This is a genomic window from Micromonospora narathiwatensis (assembly GCF_900089605.1).
GTDB lineage: Bacteria > Actinomycetota > Actinomycetes > Mycobacteriales > Micromonosporaceae > Micromonospora > Micromonospora narathiwatensis.
This window is the reverse complement of the sequence record NZ_LT594324.1, coordinates 2,174,434-2,193,725: the sequence shown is the minus strand read 5'-3', so window position 1 is coordinate 2,193,725 and position 19,292 is coordinate 2,174,434. Positions and strand designations below refer to the sequence as shown.

Annotated in this window: 5 protein-coding genes; all 5 read right to left on the bottom strand. The window is 74.5% G+C overall.

Features of this window, described 5'->3' with window-relative positions; translation table 11 throughout:
• Positions 1-22 precede the first annotated feature (22 nt).
• Genes GA0070621_RS09520 through GA0070621_RS09500 form a run of 5 tightly spaced genes read right to left on the bottom strand, consistent with a single transcriptional unit; the run spans position 23 to position 19,250 of the window.
• Complete coding sequence (locus GA0070621_RS09520; RefSeq protein ID WP_091193524.1) at positions 23-1,150, bottom strand: pyridoxal-phosphate dependent enzyme; 1,128 nt, start codon at positions 1,148-1,150, stop codon at positions 23-25.
• Positions 1,147-7,044, bottom strand: a complete 5,898-nt coding sequence (locus GA0070621_RS09515; protein ID WP_091193521.1) for a non-ribosomal peptide synthetase — start codon at positions 7,042-7,044, stop codon at positions 1,147-1,149. Before GA0070621_RS09515 ends, GA0070621_RS09520 begins: the two co-directional genes overlap by 4 nt.
• Entirely contained in the window at positions 7,041-12,497 is a 5,457-nt protein-coding gene (locus tag GA0070621_RS09510) for a type I polyketide synthase (protein WP_091193519.1), read from the bottom strand. Before GA0070621_RS09510 ends, GA0070621_RS09515 begins: the two co-directional genes overlap by 4 nt.
• A complete protein-coding gene (locus tag GA0070621_RS09505) occupies positions 12,487-16,158 on the bottom strand; it encodes a non-ribosomal peptide synthetase (RefSeq protein WP_091193517.1) in 3,672 nt (1,223 codons plus the stop codon). Before GA0070621_RS09505 ends, GA0070621_RS09510 begins: the two co-directional genes overlap by 11 nt.
• Positions 16,155-19,250, bottom strand: a complete 3,096-nt coding sequence (locus GA0070621_RS09500; RefSeq protein WP_167666744.1) for a thioesterase domain-containing protein — start codon at positions 19,248-19,250, stop codon at positions 16,155-16,157. Before GA0070621_RS09500 ends, GA0070621_RS09505 begins: the two co-directional genes overlap by 4 nt.
• Between the last annotated feature and the right edge of the window lie 42 nt (positions 19,251-19,292).

Below are 19,292 nucleotides of genomic sequence, written 5' to 3'. Positions count from 1 at the left end.
GCGGACCGCGGGGTCGCAGCTTTCACAGCGTCTTCAGACCTGAGCCGGTCAGCGGCACCACGACCTCGGCTCCGGCGAGCTGGTCACGCAACAGCGGCAGGGCGGCGACGGCCACCGCGCTCGTCGGCTCGACGGACAGGCCGGCCCCCCGCAGATGCCGCTGCGCGGCGCGGACCTCATCGTCGGCGACGCTGACCGCCGCCCCGCCGGTGTGGCGCAGCACCCGGAGAATCTCGTCGCCGCGTACCGGACGGCTGGTCAGAATCCCCTCGGCGATCGTCACCCCCTCGTCGACCGCCACCGGCTGCGGCCAGCCCGCTCGCCAGGCCTGCGCCACGGGCGCGCAGGCCGCCGACTGCACGGCGTACATTCTCGGCACGGCGGCCACGAGCCCGGCCCGTCGCAGCGTCGCGAACCCGCGGGCCAACCCGAGAAAGAGGTTGCCCTGCCCGACGGGGCAGACCACGGCGTCGGGCACCGAGCCGCCGAGCTGCTCCCAGATCTCCCAGGCGCAGGTCGACTGCCCGCTGAGGAAGAGCGGGTTCCAGCAGTGACTGGCGTACGCGGCGGCGCCGGTGTCCTGCCGGCAGGCGACGGCCGCGGCGCCCCGGCCGCCCGCCACCTCGACGACCTCGGCCCCCATCTCGGCCATCTGGCGTTTCTTCCCCGCACCGGCGTGCGCGGGTACGAACACCCGGGCCCGTACCCCGGCCGCCGCCGCGTACGCCGCCAGCGACGCACCGGCGTTACCCGAGGAGTCCTCGACGGCCTCCTCGATGCCCAGCGCTCGCAGGTGGCTGACCACCACGGCGGTCCCACGGTCCTTGTACGAGCCGGTCGGTGACAGGAACTCCAGCTTCGCCAGGAACTCCCCCTCGGGCACGGCGACCCGCACGAGCGGCGTGCCGCCCTCGCCGAGGGTGATCGGCGGTACGGCCGGCAGCATGGCCGCGTAACGCCACAGCGACCACGTGGTGGTGTCGATCGCCTGTGGATCGAACTCCGGCGAGGTGGCCAGTTCCCAGGGGGCCTCGCAGTCCGGACACCGCCACAGCGCCGGGTCGGACGCGGCGTGCCCGCCGGCGCACCGCAGGCTCACCCACGGCGCGTGCCGGTGAGCACCGCGCAGGTGGGCGGTCGGCGACGTCACCGGGCGGCCGATCCGACCGGTTGCCCGCTCGCCAGCGCACGCCGATCGATCTTGCCGTTCGGTGTGCGCGGCAGTTCGTCGAGGACCGCGAACTGCTCCGGCACCAGAAAGTCGGGAAGCCGGGCACGCAGGTACGCCCGGACGTCGTCGAGGTCGACCTCGGTACCGCTGACGACGGCGAGCAGCCGGACCGGCTCTCCGTCGGACAGCACCGCGGCGTCGCGGACCGCGGGGTGGCCACGCAGCAACCCTTCGATCTCGCCGGGCTCCACGCGCTGGCCGCGGATCTTCACCTGATCGTCGATGCGGCCGTGGAACTCCAGCGCACCATCGGCACGCACCCGGCCCTGGTCACCGGTCCGGTACATCCGGGCACCCGGCTCGGCGCCGAACGGGTCGGGCAGGAACCGGGCGGCGGTCTCCACCGACCGATGCAGATATCCCCGCGCCACCCCGACGCCACCGATGTATATCTCGCCGATCTCACCGACCGGGACCGGCTGGAGTGCGTCGTCCAGCACCCGGACCCACGCGCCGCCGATCGGGCGACCGAGCGGCACCGGGTCGGGCACCGGAGCGCCCGCCGGCAGGACCGAGTACGTGGTGGTCATCGTGCACTCGGTCGGCCCGTACTGGTTCACCAGGCACACCCGCGGCCCGAAGATGCGGCGCGCCGCGGCGCAGTCGGCGGCGTGCAACCGTTCCCCGGCGAAGAGAACCAGCCGCACCGAGGGCGCGGCGCCGGTGGCCAGATCGGCCATGCCCCGCAGCAGGGTCGGCACGACGGCGAGCAGGCAGGTCACCCGGTGCCGACGGATCAGCGCCAGCATCGCCGCGGGGTCCTTCGCCTGGTCGGGTTCGAGCAGCACCACCCGGGCGCCGACGCTCAGCGGGCCGAAGAGGTCGCGTACCGAGGCGTCGAAGGCGAGCGAGGCGATCTGCAACACCGTGTCGGCCGCGGTGACCCTGTGCTCGCGCATGATGTACCGCAGATGGTTGACGATGCCCCGATGGTGGGCGAGCACCCCCTTCGGGGTGCCGGTGGAGCCGGAGGTGTAGACGACGTACGCGGTGCGCTCCGACCCACCGTCGGCCGACGCGAGCGGCGCGGACCCGGCGGACGACGCGGCCTCGGCGAGCAGGGTCGCCTCGTCCACGACCGGGCAGGACGCCGCGCCGTCCACCAGCTTCCCGTCGCCGAGCAGCAGCACGGGCCGGGCGCTGTCGAGGATCGACGCCAGCCGCCCCGCCGGCTGGGCGGGATCGAGCGCGACGTACGCGCCGCCGGCCTTGAGGACCGCGAGCGCCGCGACCACCATCGCCACCGACCGGTCGATGGCGATGGCCACGAACGCCTCCGGGCCGACCCCCCGGGCCCGCAGGGCCGCGGCGAGCCGCCCGGCTCGGGCGTCGAGCTCGCCGTACGTCACCCGCTCGGTGCCGCTGATCAGGGCGATCGCGGACGGCGTACGGGCCGCCTGGGCGGCGACCAGCTCGTCGAGCCGGGCGGCCGGTGGGTCGGAGACCGGCTCTGTCGACTCGGGCCGGCGTAGCTGCTCCACGCCGACGAGATCGTCGGGCGGTGCGTCGGGCACCTGCTGGTCGAACCGGGCGAGCGACGGGACGAGCCTGGCCGCCGCGGTCAACGCCAGCATGGCCACCGCCAGTGCCAGGTACAGCAGGCCGATCCCGCGCCCGGGGCCGACTCCGATGACCGCGCCGACCGTCGACGCGAGTGGCCCGCCGGCCGCCATCAGGGGTTCGAGCAGGCGTCCACCCAGCGGGCCCACCACGGCGTACCCGATCGGCAGCGTCCCCCAGGCGATCATCTGGTTGAGCGCGAAGACCCGGCCGTGGAACCGCTGCGGGACCTTCACCTGGACGATCGTGGCGTAGATCCCCTGGGTCACCGAGAGGGCCAGCCCGGCACCGAAGAGCCCGGCGGCGACCAGGAGCAACGCCGGACGCAGGCCGACGAGGAGGTAGCAGGCCGACATCGCGGCCGTCGCGATGAGCACGCCGGCCGCCCGCCGCCGGGTCGGCCCGCCCCAGACGATCACCACCAGCCCGCCGAGCGCCGCGCCCACGCCCTCGGCGAACGCGACCTGACCGACCTGGGCAAGCGAACCGAAGCCCAGGACCAGCGGCGACACCATGATCAACGCCGCGCCGAGGAAGACGTTGAGCGCGGCGAAGAACAGCAGCATGCTGCGCAGCCCACGAATGCCCCAGGTGAAGCGCAGCCCACCGAGAATCGCGGCCAGCAGCGGCTCGTCGCGGATCCGGCCCATGGTGGACGGGAAGCGCACGACGAGGAGAACGGCCACGGCGAACACGTAGCTCACCACGTCGACGAGCACGATGCCGCCCAGCCCGAGCAGCCCCAGCAGGCCGGCGCCGAGCAGCGGCGCCACCAGGTTGGCGAAGCCGGTGGCGAGCTGGTTGACGCCGTTGGCGTGGCCGAGATACGCCTTCGGCACGAGCTGAGGGGTCGCGGCGAGGAAGGCGACACGCTGGAACGACGCCGCTGTGGTCAGGCAGACGACCAGCACGTAGAGGTGCCACACCCGCAGGTTCCCGCTCCACAACAGCAGGCCCATGGCCAGCTCGGCCAGCCCGGCCGCCAACCCCGCCAGGAGCATCACCCGACGCCGGTCGAGCCGGTCGACCAGCGCGCCGGCCAACGGGGAGACCAACAGGGTGGGCACGATGCCGAGCGCCGCGAAGAGGGCGAACGAAACGTACGAGCCGGTCTCCAGGTAGATCCAGACCGGGATCGCCCACTGGGTCAGCGCCGAACCGGTCAGCGAGGCGAGCTGCCCGGCGGCGATGGCCAGGTAGGTGCGCAGGTTCCGCGGCGCGGCCGACGCTCCGGCCGCCTTGTCGGCGGCACCGGCCGGGGCGGCCGTCGGCGGACCGGCGCCGGCTCCGGCCGTCGCCGGATCAGGGTCGGCTCGATCGGCCGTCGATGAACCCGCGCTGGCCGGGACAGCCGCCAATGAGCCGGCGGCCGGGTCGTGGTGCACCGCGTGCGCCCGCCAGCCGGTCTCCGGGCCGCCGAGACGGGTGAACCCGCCCGCCGCGATCGCCCGGTGGGTGCCGGTCAGGATGTCGGCCAGTTCGTCGGCACGGTGGGTCAGGAAATAGTGTCCGGCCTCGTCGATCACCACCACGGCGGTCGTGTCGGAGACGACCTGCCACTCGCGGAACCGTTCCTGGTAGAACTCGGTGACCCGGTCACGTTCCCCGACCACCGAGATCACCGGTGCGCGCAGGCGCGGACCGGGCTCGGCGAGCAGGCCGGTGAAATACTCCTCCGCGGCCTCGCCGTCGCGGCGCATGTTCGCCACGATCCGGTCGGCCTGGGCCGGCTCCAGCTCCGACAGGTCGACGCCCATACCGGTCAGCCAGTTGGCGTAGACCCGGTTGCTCGCCAGCCCGTCGAGCCGGCGCAACACCTTGCTCAGCACGCCCTTGGCCCGCGCGGCCGGGAACACCGCCCCGAGGTACAGCGCGTCGACCGGCCGGCCGGCCGCCTCCAGCCGGCGGGCCAGCGCCACGGCGAGCGCGCCACCGACCCCGCAGTGTCCGTACAGGACGACCGGGCCCGGCACCCGGTCCAGGATCTCCGCCAGGCAGGCGTCGATCAGCTCGTCGAAGGGCAGCGCCGCCTCGTCGAGCCCCACGTCGTGACCGGGGATGGCGAGGGCGTAGAGCGCGTGTCCGGGTGGCAGGGCGTCGGCCAACGTCTGGTAGACCGCGGCGCTGCCGCCGCCGTACGGCACACAGACGTAGGAGACGACCCGGTCCCCGGGCGGGGTCAGCTCGTGCAGGAGCTGGCGGCCACCGTCCTGCGCACCGTCGACGAGCGCCGCCAGCCGGCGGATCGTCCGGCAGGTGACGACGTCCATGACCCCGATCTGTCGGCTCCGGCCGGCGGTGAGCCGGCGCAGCCGGGCCACCAGTCGTACCGCGAGCATGGAGTGCCCACCGACGGCGTAGAAGTCGTCGTCGAGGTGTGCCGAGGCAACCCCGAGCACCTCCGCCCAGATCTCGGCGATCGCCCGCTCGGTGGCGGTGCTCGGCACCGCCTGATCGACCGGTGCCGGTTCCTCGACCGAAGGTGCGCCGTCGCGGGGCGGCCCGGCGGGCAACGGGTCCGCCGCGAGGGCGACGAGGTCGATCCCGCCGTCCACGGCGCGCGGCAGGGCCGACACGTGAACGAGGTCGGGCGTGAGGTGGGCCGGCAGCATCTCGGCGAGCGCCGCCCGTACCTTGGCCAGGTCACCCACGGGTCGGGCGACGTATCCGACCAGCCGGGGACCGGTGGGCGTCTCGCGTACGGCCGTCGCGGCGTCCGCGACGCCGGGCGCGGCCCGCAGCGCCGCCTCGATCCGCTGCCGCCAGCGCAGCACGTTCAGCAGCGGCCGGTGGGCCGACGGCCCCAACGCCTCCACCGTGCCGTCCGGCCGCCGCAGGCCGAGTTCCCCGGTGGGCAGCTCCCCCACCACACCCACCGGCACCGGCTGCCCGGCCCGGTCGACGACCGGCGTGCCGTCGGCCCGCTCCCACGCGTCCAACCGGGTCCGCTCGGCCGGGTCGAGCAGCGGCAGCGACCAGAGCGGCGTCTCCGGCGCCCGGACCGCTGCCGACAGCAGCCGCAGATAGCGGGCGACCAGCGTACGGGCGGTTTCCTCGGTGAAGAGCGTGGCGTGGTACTCCAGCCGGACGTACCGGTCGGTCACGCCGAGCATCAGGTCGTCGCGGGCCACCCCGTTGCCCGTGCCGGTGCCGACGTCCGGCAGATAGTTGAAGCCGAGCTGGTACAGCGGCGGCACGCTGGGGTCCCGGCGCGGCGCGACCGCCTCGACGACCTTCTGGAACGGCGTGTCCTGGAACTCCCACTCCTCCCCCAGCCGCCCACGCACCCGGTCGACCAGCGCCGCGAAGCTGGGATCGCCGGACAGGTCGAGGCGGAGCACGAGCGTGTTCACGAACATGCCGATCAGGGGCTGCACCTCGGGCAGCTCCCGTCCGCCGACCGGTACGCCGACCACCACCTCCCGATCGCCCGACAGCCGGTGCACGAGGGTCGCGTACGCGGCGAGGAAGAGCATGAACGGGGTGGCGCGGAGGCGCCGGGCCAACTCGGCCACCGCGGCGGCGAGCCCGTCGGGAAGGTCGACGGCGACATCCGCGCCGGGGGCGGGCCCGCGCGCCGGCCGGGGCCGGTCGGTCGGCAGCGTGTGCACGAACGGCGCGCCGTCCAGCGCCGCCCGCCAGTGGCGCAGGTGCGCCGCCAACGCGTCGCCGCTGAGCTGATCGCGCTGCCAGGCGGCGAAGTCGGGGTACTGGATCGCCAGCTCGGGTAGGCGCGCCGGGCTGCCGTCCACGGCCGACCGGCACAGCTCGGTCAGCTCGGTCCGCAGGTTCGGAATCGAGGCCCCGTCGAAGATGGCGTGGTGGGCCACGAAGACGAACCGCCACTCCGCCTCGGCCAGCCGCACCAGCGTCGCCCGCCACAGCGGTGGCGCGTCCAACGGAATCGGCCGTACGGCCTCCGCGTCGTAGCGGGCGGTCAACGCCTCCGGCGGCTGACCCCGCAGGTCGACCTCGGCCACCTCGACCGCGACGCTGCCGTGCACGACCTGGCGCGGCTCACCGTCCACCGCCCGCAACGACGTCCGCAACGCCTCGTGCCGGGACACCACCTCCCGGAACGCGCCCACGATCTCCCCGGCGGAGAGCGGGTACGGCAGGTGCACCGAGGTGATGATGTTGAAGGCGGGTGAGTTCGGCTCGACCTGGTCGACGAACCACAGCCGCTCCTGCCCGTACGAGGCGGGCACCACCCAGTCGTCGTCCGGCACCGGGGTCCTCTGCTCCTCGCTCATCGGCCGGGCCTGGCCAGTCGCGGAATCGTCGTGGGCGCGGCCGTGGACCCGGCGGGCGGGTCCGGCTTGTCGTCCGTCCTGGACACCAGCTCCGCCATGGCGGCCACGGTGGGCGCCGCGAAGAGGCTGCGCATCGGGAGCTTCACCCCGAGCGCGGTCCTGACCTGCCCGATGAGCTGCACCGCGACCAGCGAGTTGCCACCCAGTTCGAAGAAGTCGTCCTCCGCGCCGACCTGGTCCACACCGAGCACCCGGCCCCACACCTGTGCCAGGGCCGCCTCCAGCTCACCGCGCGGAGCCACGTAGTCGGTGCCGGCGGGACGCTCCTGCGGCCGGGCCTGGTCGGGCTGCGCCTCGACGGCGTCCACGGTCAGCTCCCGGGCGGCGTGCAGCGCCTCGTCGAGCGACCGGGCCGAGACCACGACCTGCGGCCCGAGGTCGGCGGCGAGCAGCCGGTGCAGCGCCTCGACACCGTCCGCCGGCCGGATACCCGGCCCGTCGTCCCGCGCCGCCGTGCCCGCCGGCGCCGCCGTACGGGCGGAGTCGGTCAGCGCGGTGGCGTCGACCCGGCGCAGCGTGAACTCGCCGACCTCCACGACCACCCGGCCGGTCTCGTCGAGCAGCGTCACGTCGGCGACCAGCTCGTCCTGGTCGTACGAGCGAGGCACGACATGGCTGAACAGCCGTTCCGGCAGCGGCCCCCACACCCGCACCCGCCCGTACCCGAACGGCAGGTAGCCGCGCGCGTCGCCGAGCCACCCGAAGGAGACCGCCTCGTCGAGGACCGCCGGGTGCAGCGGCCAGCGGGACAGCTCCGCGCGGACCGGCTCCGGCACCGCCAACTCCAGCAGCGCCTCCACCGGCCCGGAGCCGGTGGCCGCCGCCAGGCCGACCCGGCGCAGGCAACGCCACCGGGGTCCGTACCGCAGCGCCGAACCACCGCGCTCCGTCTCCGGGTCGTACACCCGCTCCTGGGCGCAGCGGGCGCGCACGGCGGCGATATCCCGCACCGGCGGTGCGCCGGCCACCCACGCGGCCTGGCCGCGGGCGTGGACCAGCGTCCCGGCCGCGCCCTCGCTCGCCACCTCGACCTCGGGCCCGGGGCGCCCGTCGGAGACGGTGACCCGCACCGCGACCTGGTCCCCGTCGGCCACCGTCAGCGGCTGCAGCAGGGTGACGTCGCGCAGCTCGACGGCGCCTCCCGGGGCGGGTGCGGGGACCGTGGCCGCGAACGCCGCCCGGACCAGTTCCAGGTAACCGGTGCCGGGCACCATCGGTACGCCGCCGAGCCGGTGTTGGTCCAGCAGCCAGTGGGTACGTGGCGACACCGGACCGGACAGGACCGCGTCACCGTCCTCGCCGGCCTGCCGTCGGACCAGGACGGGGTGGTCCACGACGGCGGCGCCCGCGCCGAGCATCCGGGCGAACGCGGCCGGCACGACGGTCTCCGCCGCCATGCCGACCTCACGCCAGGCACCCCAGTTGACCGCGACCACCCGGCCTCGCCAGCCATGGTCGCTCTGCGCGTACGCGTCGAGGAAGGCGTTGGCGGCACAGTAGTCCACCTGCCCGAATCCCCCGGTCAACGCGGTGACCGAGGAGCACAGCACGACGAAGTCGAGGTCGAGGTCGCCGAAGACCCGCTGGAGCGCGAGCGTGCCACGCAGCTTCGGCGCCAGCACCTCCTCCGCCGCCGCGCGCTCCTTCACCTCGGCCATTCCGCCACCGGGCAGGCCCGCCGCGTGGATGAGACCGTCGACACGGCCGAACCGGCTCAGCGCCTCGGCGCGGACCCGCCGCAGATCGTCGACGCTCGCCACGTCCGCGGCGCAGACCAGGACCTCCGCCCCGGCCTCCTCCATGCGTCGGATGGCCGCGACAGCCCGACCCACCCGGCCGGGTACGCCGTCGTGCGCGGCCCACTCCTCCCGGGGCGGCAGCCCGCCACGGGACACCAGCACCAGACGGGCTTCGGTCCGCCGGGCGAGATCCTCGGCGACCGTGATGCCGATGCCGCCCAGCCCGCCGGTGACGAGGTAGACGCCCTGCTCCACGAGGGCCGGTGAGGGGCCGGCCGGCACCGTCACCGGCTGGTGGTCGGGCACCCAGCGGCGCCGTCCGCGCAGCGCCACCAACTCCTCGTCCGCGCCGTGCAGCAGCTCGGTGACCGCCGCCGCGGGCCGGTCCGCGTCGATGTGCCGCACCGTGAGGGCGGGCAGTTCCCGGGGGACGACCTTGGCGATGCCGGCGACCGTGGCGTGTTCGGGACGGCTGAGGCCGGCGCCGGTCACGTCGACCGCACCCGAGGTCACGACGTCGAGCCGGATCGGTCCCGGCGCGGCGGCGAGCGCCTGGACCAGGTGCAGCAGGCTGAAGAACCCGAGATCCTGGGCCCGCCAGGCGGCCTCCGGGTCACGCCCGGCCGGTACGGCGCCGGCGGTCCAGGCGTGCACCACCCGCTCGGGCGTCCCGCCGTCGGCGGCCAGCTCACCGAAGAGCCGACCGTAGTCGGCCGGGTGTCCGGGCCGGACCCGGAAACCGGAACCGTCACGGGCGTAGTCGGTGCCGGGCCGTACCTCCACCACCTCGATCCCGCGCTCGCGCAACGGGTCGGCGACGCCCTCGCCGTCGGTGAACACCAGCCACGGCCCGGTGGCAGGCCCGGCGGCCGGTACGGCGTCGAGCGGGCGGACCCGCCATGCCGGTACGGTGAACCACTCGTCGATCGGCACCACCGCGCGGCGCGGACGGGGTGGGACCGAGGTGGGCGTGCCCCGCTCGACCCAGTGGCGGCGCCGCTCGTACGGGTAGCCGGGCAGCGCGAGCCGCCGGCGCGCCGGTGCGGTGTGCTCCTGACCAGCGATGTTCCGCTCCGCTCCGGCGAACCGCCCCCGGTCGAGCGGGACTCCCCGCGTCCACAGCCGGGCGGCGGCCGTGTACAGGGTCGTGCAGTCGCCCAGCCGCTCACCCGGCGCGGGGAGGCTGGTCAGCGGCGGTGGCGCGGTGCGCGGCAGCTGCATCCGGACCAGCGAGGCGAGCTGGCGACCCGGCCCGCACTCGACGAACGTCCATCGGTCCTCGGCGACCAGGCGGGCCACCGCGTCACCGAAACGCACCGGCTCGCGCAGGTGCCGCACCCAGTAGTCCGGATCGGTCGCCTGCTCCGCCGTGATCCAGTCGCCGGTGCGGTTGGACAGGAACGGCACCGTCGGGGCCTGGCGCGGGGTGGCGGCGACCCGCTCTCGGAACGCGTCGAGGATCGGTTCCATCATCGCCGAGTGGAACGCGTGCGAGGTGCGCAGCGCCTTGGCGTTCACGCCCGTGGAGCGCAGCCGCGCGCCAAACTCCTCGACCAGCGCGGACGGGCCCGCCACCACACAGATCCCCGGGCCGTTGACCGTGGCGACGTCGAGCCCGGCCGGCAGCATCGCGGCGATCTCGTCCACGCCGCGCGACACGGCGAGCATCGCGCCCGCCGGCACCGACGCCATCAACCGGCCCCGGGCGGCCACCAGACTCAGCGCGTCCGGCAGCGCGAACACGCCGGCGAGGGTCGCGGCGACGTACTCGCCGATGGAGTGGCCCAGCATCGCCGCGGGACGCACGCCCCAGGACGCCCAGAGCGCGGCCAGCGCGTACTCCACGGTGAACAGGGCGGGTTGGGTGTACTCGGTCCGGCCGAGCAGTTCGGCGGCGTCCGGCTCCCGGCCGAGGATCACGTCGAGCAGGTCGCGGTCGAGGTGGCCCCGCAGCAGCCGTACGCACTCGTCCACGGCGGCCCGGAAGACCGGCTCGACGGCGTAGAGTTCCGCGCCCATGCCGGGATGTTGCGCGCCCTGGCCGGAGAAGAGGAACACCAGCCGCTGACCGTCGGCGGCCAGGCCGGTGTGGCGCCGCTTCGGGTCGGTGAGCGCGGCGGCGGCGTCGGCCGGATCGGTCGCCACCACCGCGGCGCGGTGCGGGTGCGCGGTACGGCCGACCCAGAGCGTGTACGCCACGTCGGCGAGGTCGAGATCGGGACGCGTACGCAGCTCGTCGGCGAGCCGTGCGACCCCGGTGGCCAGTCCCGTCTCCGTCCTCGCCGAGACGGTCAGCACCTGCGCCGGCCGGATCGGCTCCGGACCCGGGACGCGGACGACCGCCGGCGCCTCCTCGACCACGAGGTGGGCGTTGGTGCCGCCGAACCCGAACGAACTCACCCCGGCCCGGCGCGGCCCGACCTCGGACACCCACTTCGTCAACGCGGTGGTCAGGTAGAACGGGCTGTTGGGCAGGTCGAGCGCCGGGTTCGCGGCCTGCACGTTGATCGTCGGCGGGATCACCCCGTGCTCCAGCGCGAGCAGCGTCTTGATCAGCCCGACGACACCGGCGCCCTGACTGAGGTGCCCGATGTTCGACTTGACCGAACCGATGCCGCACCACTGCCGGTCGCCGCTGGCCCGCGCGTACACCTCGCGCAGCGCCGCCAGCTCGATCGGGTCGCCGACCTCGGTGCCGGTGCCGTGCGCCTCCACGTAGGTGATCGTGCGGGGATCGATGTCGGCCAGCTCGACGGCCTGCGCGACGACCTCCGCCTGCCCGTCGATGCTCGGCGCGCTGAAACTCACCTTGGCGGAGCCGTCGTTGTTGATGGCGTTGCCGCGGATCACGCCGTAGATGTGGTCGCCGTCGGCGACCGCGTCGGCCAGCCGCTTGAGGACCACGATCCCCCCGCCCGAGCCCCACATGGTGCCCGACGCCGTCGCGTCGAACGGCCGGCAGTGCCCGTCCCGGGAGATCACCCCGCCGTCGAGGACCAGGTGTCCGCGCCCGTGCGGCAGCTCCACGCACACGCCCCCGGCGAGCGCCATGTCGCACTCACCGCCGCGCAGCGCCTCGCAGGCCAGATGGGTGGCGACCAGCGACGTCGAACAGGCGGTGTGCACCGTCAGGCTCGGCCCGTGCAGGTTCAACTTGTACGAGGTCAGCGTCGCCACATAGTCGGGAAAGTTCCACATCGACAGGTCCATGTGGAACTCGCCCGCACCGCTCGGGCGCAGATGTTCGTAGGCGTACGTCTCGCCGCCGGTGCCCGCGTAGACACCGACGGACCGCCCGCCGGCGAACGGGTCGTAGCCCGCGTGCTCGAGCGCGCTGTGCGCCAGCTCCAGGAAGAGCCGATGCTGCGGATCGGCCACCTGGGCGTCGCGGGCGCTGAGGCCGAACAGCGGCGCGTCGAACGCGTCGTACTCGTCGAGAACCGGTGCGGCGGGCACGAAGTGGGGATCGTCGACCTCGTGCTCCGGCACGCCGAGGGCGAGCTGGTGCGCCCGGTCGAACCAGGTGACCGACTCGACCCCGGCCACCAGGTTGTGCCAGAACTCGTTGACGTCCTTCGCCCCCGGTACCCGGCACGCCATGCCCACCACGGCGATCGGCTCGACGCCGTAGGACTGCGGCTCCTCAATCGGCATTGTTTGCCCCCCTCACTCGATTCGCCGCCCTGGCCTCGCGCCGGCCGCGGGTCCGTTCCCGGCGGGTGGTCGCCCGCTGTACGGCCAGGTCGATCCCGTCCACGCCGGCCGCACCGTCCAGGTAGGCGGCGAGGGCCCGCACGTTCGGGTAGCGGAACAGGTCCACCAGCGGGATCTCCCGCCCGAGCGCCTCGGCCAGCCGGTGCTGGACCACGGCCATCGCGAGGCTGTGCCCGCCGATGTCGAAGAAGTTGTCGGTGGCCTGGACCCGCGGCGCGTCCAGGGCCTCCCGCCACACCCGGGCGACCAGTTCCTCGGTGACCCCGGTCGGAGCCGCTGCCGCGCCGGACGGTGACGGCCCGGCGGGCACGGCGCCGGAGTCGGGCTCCGGTGGCCGGTGCGGCGCACCCGTCGCCTGGACCGCATCCCGCGCCGCCCGCCACAGCGCGCCACCGACGCTGCCGGCGGCGGAAGCCGCGGCGGTTTCGTCGTCCGTCCCGTGGTCGCCGATCACACCGATCGGCGACTCCGGCCCGGCGGCGAGCAGGTCGAGCAGCTCCAGGTAGCCGTCGAGGAGCGCGGCGATCCGCTCCGCCGCGAACAGATCCGGGTTGTAGACCGCGTCGAGCGCCAGTACGCCGCCCCGCTCGACCAGATAGACGGTGAGGTCGAAGGGGGATCCCGGCAGGCCGGCGGGCACCCGCTCCGTGGTGATCTTCGGCAGGTCGAGCGCCGGCTCGGCGAAGTTGAACACGTTGAACAGCACCTGCACCAGGGGCGAGCGGGTCGTGTCGCGCGGCACCGCCAGCGCCTGGACGATCCGCTCCAGCGGCGCGTTCGGGTGGGCCAGCACGTCGAGCAGCTCCTGCCGGCACCCGCGCACGTGATCGGCGAAGGTGCCCGCCGGGTCCGTACGCAGGCGGACCGGGACGATGTCGACGAAGAAACCGACGAGGTCGGCGACGGCGGCCAGCCGACGGTCGGCGACGACCGCGCCGACGACGTGGTCGGCCCCGCCGGTCAGCCGCCGCAGCACCTCGCCGAAGGCGGCGAGCAGCACCGTGGCCGACGTCGTGCCGAGCGACGCGGCGAGCCCGCGTACCCGGGTGTCGACCTCGGGCGGGAACGAGGTGGTGGCGAACGCCCCGCGATACGTCTGGGTGGCCGGGCGGACCCGGTCCGCGGGCAGCTCCAGCACGGTCGGGGCACCCGCCAGGTGCTCCTTCCACCAGGCGAGATCCTGCTCGCCCCGAGCCCGATCACGGGCGGTACGCCACACCGCGTAGTCGGCGTAGCCGGCAGGCAGGGAACCGAGGACGGCAGCGGCGGAGTCGCCCGCCGAGTCGCCGGCCAGGGCCGCCGCGTAGGCGGCGCCGAGCTGGTCGTAGAAAACCGCCTGCGACCAGCCGTCGAAGACCGCGTGGTGGAACGCCATCGCGAACACGTGCTCGTCGTCGGCGAGCCGGTACAGCCGTGCCCGCCACACGGGACCGGTCGCCAGGTCGAACCGGGTCGCCGCACCCGCCTGAAGTCCCGCGCGCAGCTCGGCCTCGCGCCGGTCCGCGTCCAGGGCGGACAGGTCGACGACCGGCAGCGGGACGTCGCCCGGCGGGTCACAGGTCACGTGCGGGGCGCCGGCCACCCGGGTGATGCGCCAGCGCAGCACGTCGTGCCGGTGGACGACCGCGGTCAACGCGGCGCGGAGCGTGGCCGGGTCGAGCGGGCCGCGCAGCCGCTCCGCCATCGCGGTGTTGTACGCGGCGGAGTCGGGCGCGAGCTGGTCGAGGAACCACAGCCGGCGTTGCGCCGGCGAGAGCGTCGGCGGATGGCCCACGGTCAGCTCGGGCTCGGTGAGCGGCGCCGTGGCGGCCACCCGGGCGGCGAGAACGCCCAGCGTACGGGCGTCGAACACGTCCTCAACCGCGACTTCCCGGCCCAGCTCGGCGCGGAGCGTGGCGACCAGTCGCATCGCGGTCAGCGAGTCGCCGCCGGCGGCGAAGAAGTCGTCGTCCGGGCCGGCGGGGGCGCCGAGTATGCGTCCCCACACGTCGGCGACGACGATATCGAGGTCGCTGGCCGCACCGGCGTCACCCGGTGTCGCCGGCTGGTCCCCCGCACCGGCGGTCGCGATCTCGCGCAGCCGGGCCGCGTCACGTTTGCCGGCGGTGTTCAGTGGCAGCGCGGGAACCTGGACGACGCGGCGCGGCACCATCACGTCCGGCAGGCGCCGTCGCAGGTACGCCAGCACGTCGTCGTCGGACGGTTCGCCGGCCGGCACGAGCACCGCGACAAGTTCCGGGCGGGTGTCCGGCCCCACCGCGACGACCGCCGCCTCCCGTACCCCCGCATGTGCACACACGACGTGCTCGATCTCGCCGAGTTCCACCCGCTGGCCGCGGATCTTGACCTGCCGGTCGGTCCGGCCGAGGAACAGCAGCTCGCCGTCGGGCAGCTGGACGGCACGGTCGCCGGTACGGTACAGCCGCGCCCCGGGCTCGGCGGAGTACGGGTCGGGCACGAACCGTTCCGCGGTCACGCCGGGCCGGCCGAGGTAGCCACGGGCCACCCCGACACCGCCGATCAACACCTCGCCGGGCGTGCCGGGAGGCACCTGCTCACCGTGCTGGTCCACCAGGTGGATCCGATGGTTGGGCAGCGGGCGGCCCATCGGCAACGGCCGGTCCCAGTGGCCGGTCGCGGTGAAGCTGGTGACGCAGACGGTGGCCTCGGTCGGGCCGTAACCGTTGGAGAACCGGCGTACCGAGCGGTCGGCCGGTCCGGCCCACCGCTCCACCTGCGCCGGATCGGGCGCCTCCACGCCGGTGAAGACCGTACGCCAGTGCGGCAGCTCCGCCGGTTCCAGCAGCGGCAGCAGCGCCGCCGGCAGGCATCCCCAGGTGACCTCGTGCGCCTCGGCGAAGCGTTGCAGCCGCGCCGGGTCCACCCGGTCGGCGTCGGGAACCAGCGCGATCTCGCCGCCCGCCACCAACGGGATGAACAGGTCCTGCACGGAGGCGTCGAAGCCCAGCGACGCGAAGCCGAAGGCGCGGGTCCGTTCGTCGGCCCCGGTGTGGGCGCCGAACGCGGTGACGTGGGCGACCACGCTGCGGTGGCTGACCACCACGCCCTTCGGCCGGCCGGTGGAGCCGGACGTGTAGAGCACGTACGCGGCGTTGTCCGGCACGGCCGGGCAGGACGCCGGGCCCACCGGCGCCGGGGCGGTCGCGGCGCGCTCCACGGCTGCCGCCGGGACGTCGACCAGCGTCACCGCCACGTCGGACAGCGCGTCCCGGCCGGCCTGGTCCGCCACCACGACCTTGATGCCCGCGTCGGCCACGATCTCGGCCCGCCGCCGCCACGGATGCCCGCGATCCAGCGGTACGTAGCAGCCGCCGGCGAGGAGCACGCCGAGCACCGCGACCAACAGGTACGGCCGGCGCTCCGCGCAGATGCCCACCGGCGTCTCCGGCCCGACGCCGAGCCGGCGCAGCCGCACGGCGAGTACCGTCGCCCGTTCGGCGAGCTCGGCGTAGCTGAGCACCTCGTCCCACTGCCGCACGGCGACCGCGTCACCGCGCCGGGCGGCGGTCGACAGGATCAGGTCCGCCAGGGTGCGCTCCGGATATGGCAGCCGCTCGCCGGAGATCTCGCTGTTCGTCACTGGCTCTCTCCCCAGGTGCGGGGCCGCGCCGGGTCGACCACCTGCAACCGCAGCTCGGACTGGTATCGGCGACCGTGGGCGTCGGGAACCCAGGCCTGGTGCGGCCCGGGCAGCGCCTCGCTCACGACGAGCGCGACCCCGCCACCGGCGCGCTGCCGCGCGGCCCGCACCATCGCGCACAGCGACGAGGCGAACAGCGGGCTGGACAGGTCCACGTAACAGGGCTTGATCTCGGTCGCGAGCTTCACGTAGACCTGTTCGGGCAGATTGAGCGTCCGGCGCCAACGCCGGACCGCGAGGTAGCGCCCGAGGCTGCCGGTGGCGTCGGCCAGCCCGCACTCGTCGGCCGTCGTCCGCCAGCTCTCCCGGACCACCACCAGCCGATCGATCATGATCCGGGGTGTGTGCGCCGCCGTGCTGACCAGCTTGAACGCCTCCGACGCGTGCATCGACAGCAGCTCGCTGAACATCTCCACCAGCGGTATCGGGGGCCGGCCGGGGCCGTCCACGACCAGCTCGCCGGCCACGTCGCGGACCCGCAGTGCGGTGATCGGCACGAGCCGGGCGTCGGCCCCCGGCGCGGGAAGGAACCCGAGCCGGGTGTCGGTGTGGTGGTGCAGCCGGAAACCGACCCGGGCGGTGAGTCTCGGCGACGACGAGGGGAACAGCAGCCGTACCCGGCCGGCGCCGAGATCGGTGGCGAGCCATTCGCGCAGCCGGTCGGGTGCCTCGTGGCCGGAGACGAACACCCCGCTGTCCAGCGTGGACCACGCCGCGTGCAGCTCGCCGAGGACGGCGAGGCAGTCGCCGCGGGTCAGCGCCGCCACGCTGTCCGCGCAGAACTGCAGGTCGGGGCTGTGGATCCGCCCCGCCGACCAGCCCGGACCGCTCGCCGGGAACACCTCGGCGATTCGCGCGGCCAGGTCCTCCGCGCGCAGCCGCACCACGCTGGTGCCCGCCGGAACGTCGTCGAGGCCGGCGAGGGCGGCGAAGCGCGCGGCCAGCTCGGCCGACACCGCGTCGACCGGCCGGTCACCCGTACCGAACAGCAGGCCCTGGGCCAGATACCACAGCTCGGCGAAGGGCACCTCGGCGGTACCGAGCTCCGCCGCGAGTTCCTCGTGCAGGCCCCGGAAGGCGGCGCCGTAGGCGTCGGCCAGTTCGACGGTCAGCCAGCGCGCCACCTGGAGAAGTACGCCGAGCGGGGCGGCGAAGCCACTGAGCACCGACGCGCCCAGTTCGACGTCGAGGTCACGGACGGTGTCCTCGAAACAGACCGCCCGGCCGGCGTACGTCTCGCCCGCCCGGTGCAGGGCCGGCGCGCCGGTCACCGCGACGAACTCGGCGTGCAGCAGATCCAGCGCGGCACGCAGTCGATCGGGATCGCCGGCGGCGTCCGCGACCACGTCCCGAGCGGCGCGGAGTCGGGCGAAGTCGGCCGCGACCACCGCCCGGACGTCCTGGTCGCCGATGCCCTCGATCAGCTCCGCCAGCCGCGCCTCCGCGCCCGCGTCCAACGGCAGGTCGCAACCCCACCACACCAGTCCCCGCTCGACGAGTTGGTCGAGCACCAGGTGGACGTCGTCGGCCTTGCGCAGTCCCGACCCCCGCTCGGGCTCCCGCGCCACGAGTTCCGCCGCCACCTCGGTGACGGGACGCCGCCCGTCGAGCAGGTCGACGACGGCGGCTTCGGCCGGGGAGAGTTCCACCGGCGGCGCCGCCGGCCGCAGAACCCGCCGGTCGCCGTCGCGCCAGAGGTGCACGTGCAGACCCGCGGGCAGCCAACGCCGTACCGCCGGGTCGGCGGCGAGCCGGTCACCGAAGGCGGACAACGCCCGCCACTCGAAGGTCACCATCCGCTCGCGGGTCAGTGCCGGGCCGGGGACGACCGTGGTGGCGTCGGTCGCCGAGATGCCGATCCAGCAGATCGGCCCGAAGAACCCGATGGTGTCGTTCTTCGCGGCGTACCGCTGCCAGTAGCGCCCGATGACCTGCTCCCGGGCGCGGCGCTTGACGTGGCTGCGTTCGTCCGGCCCACCCCGGCGCACCGCATCGAGCGCGACCAGGGCGTTGAGGTTCTGCCAGGTCACCGCCTCGCGGAAGCGTGGATCACCGGCCAGGTCGTAGATCACCTCGCTGGTGGCGCCGACCGTGCTGGAGAGGACGGCGAGCAGCCGCTCCTCGGTCGCCGCGCCGTCGAGATGAGCGTCGGCAACGGCGGCCAGTTCGGGTGCGGACAGGCGCAGCACGTCCTCGGCGGGGAATCCGGCGGCGCGCAGGACCGCCTCGCGCCATACCGTCCATCCCCCGTCGCCGAGCGGCACGAGATGGTCCGCCGGCGCCGGATGACGGGCCGGCGCACCCGACGGGACGGCGCGACCGGTCTCCGCGGCCCCCAGCACGTCGGCGGCGACGAGCGCGGCGACCTCGGGTGCCCGGTCCTGAAGGAACATGTGTCCGCTGTCGACGGAATGCAGGACGAACTCCTTTGTGGTGTGCCGGGCCCACTCCCGCATCTGGCTCGGCCCCGCGTCGACGTCGTCGCGCCCGGCGAGGCACACCAGCGGCACCGGCAGCGGCTCCTCCTCGCGGTACGCGTACCGGCGCAACCACCGCAGGTCGGCCCGGAGGACCGGTACGAAAAGGTCGAGCAACTCGCGGTTCACGCGTACGAAGTCGGGCAGCCCATCCATGGCGGCGACGCGGGCCAGCAGCTCCGGCTCCGGCGCGTCGGCCAGTTCGGCCAGTGTCTCGGGCAGGTGCGGTGGCCGGGTCGCCCCGAGGTAGAGCCGGCGCGGCATCGGACCCCGACGCCGACGCAACTCGCGGACCACCTCGAAGGCGAGCAGGCCGCCGAGGCTGTGCCCGTACATCGAGAACGGCCGGTCGGCGCGCTGCCACACCGCGTCGACCACCTGATCGAGGGTGAACTCCGGCGGCTCGCCGATCCGCGCCTCCCGGCCGGGCAGCGCCAACGCCTGCATCTCGATCGCGGCGGGCAGGTACGCCGGCCAGTCGCGGAAACCGCTCGGGCCGGCACCGGCAGGTGGCAGGCACAGCAGCAGTTCGGCGCCGTCCGTGCGGCCCCCCACCCCGGCGAACCACCGTACGGTCCCGGCCGGCGACGTCGCGGC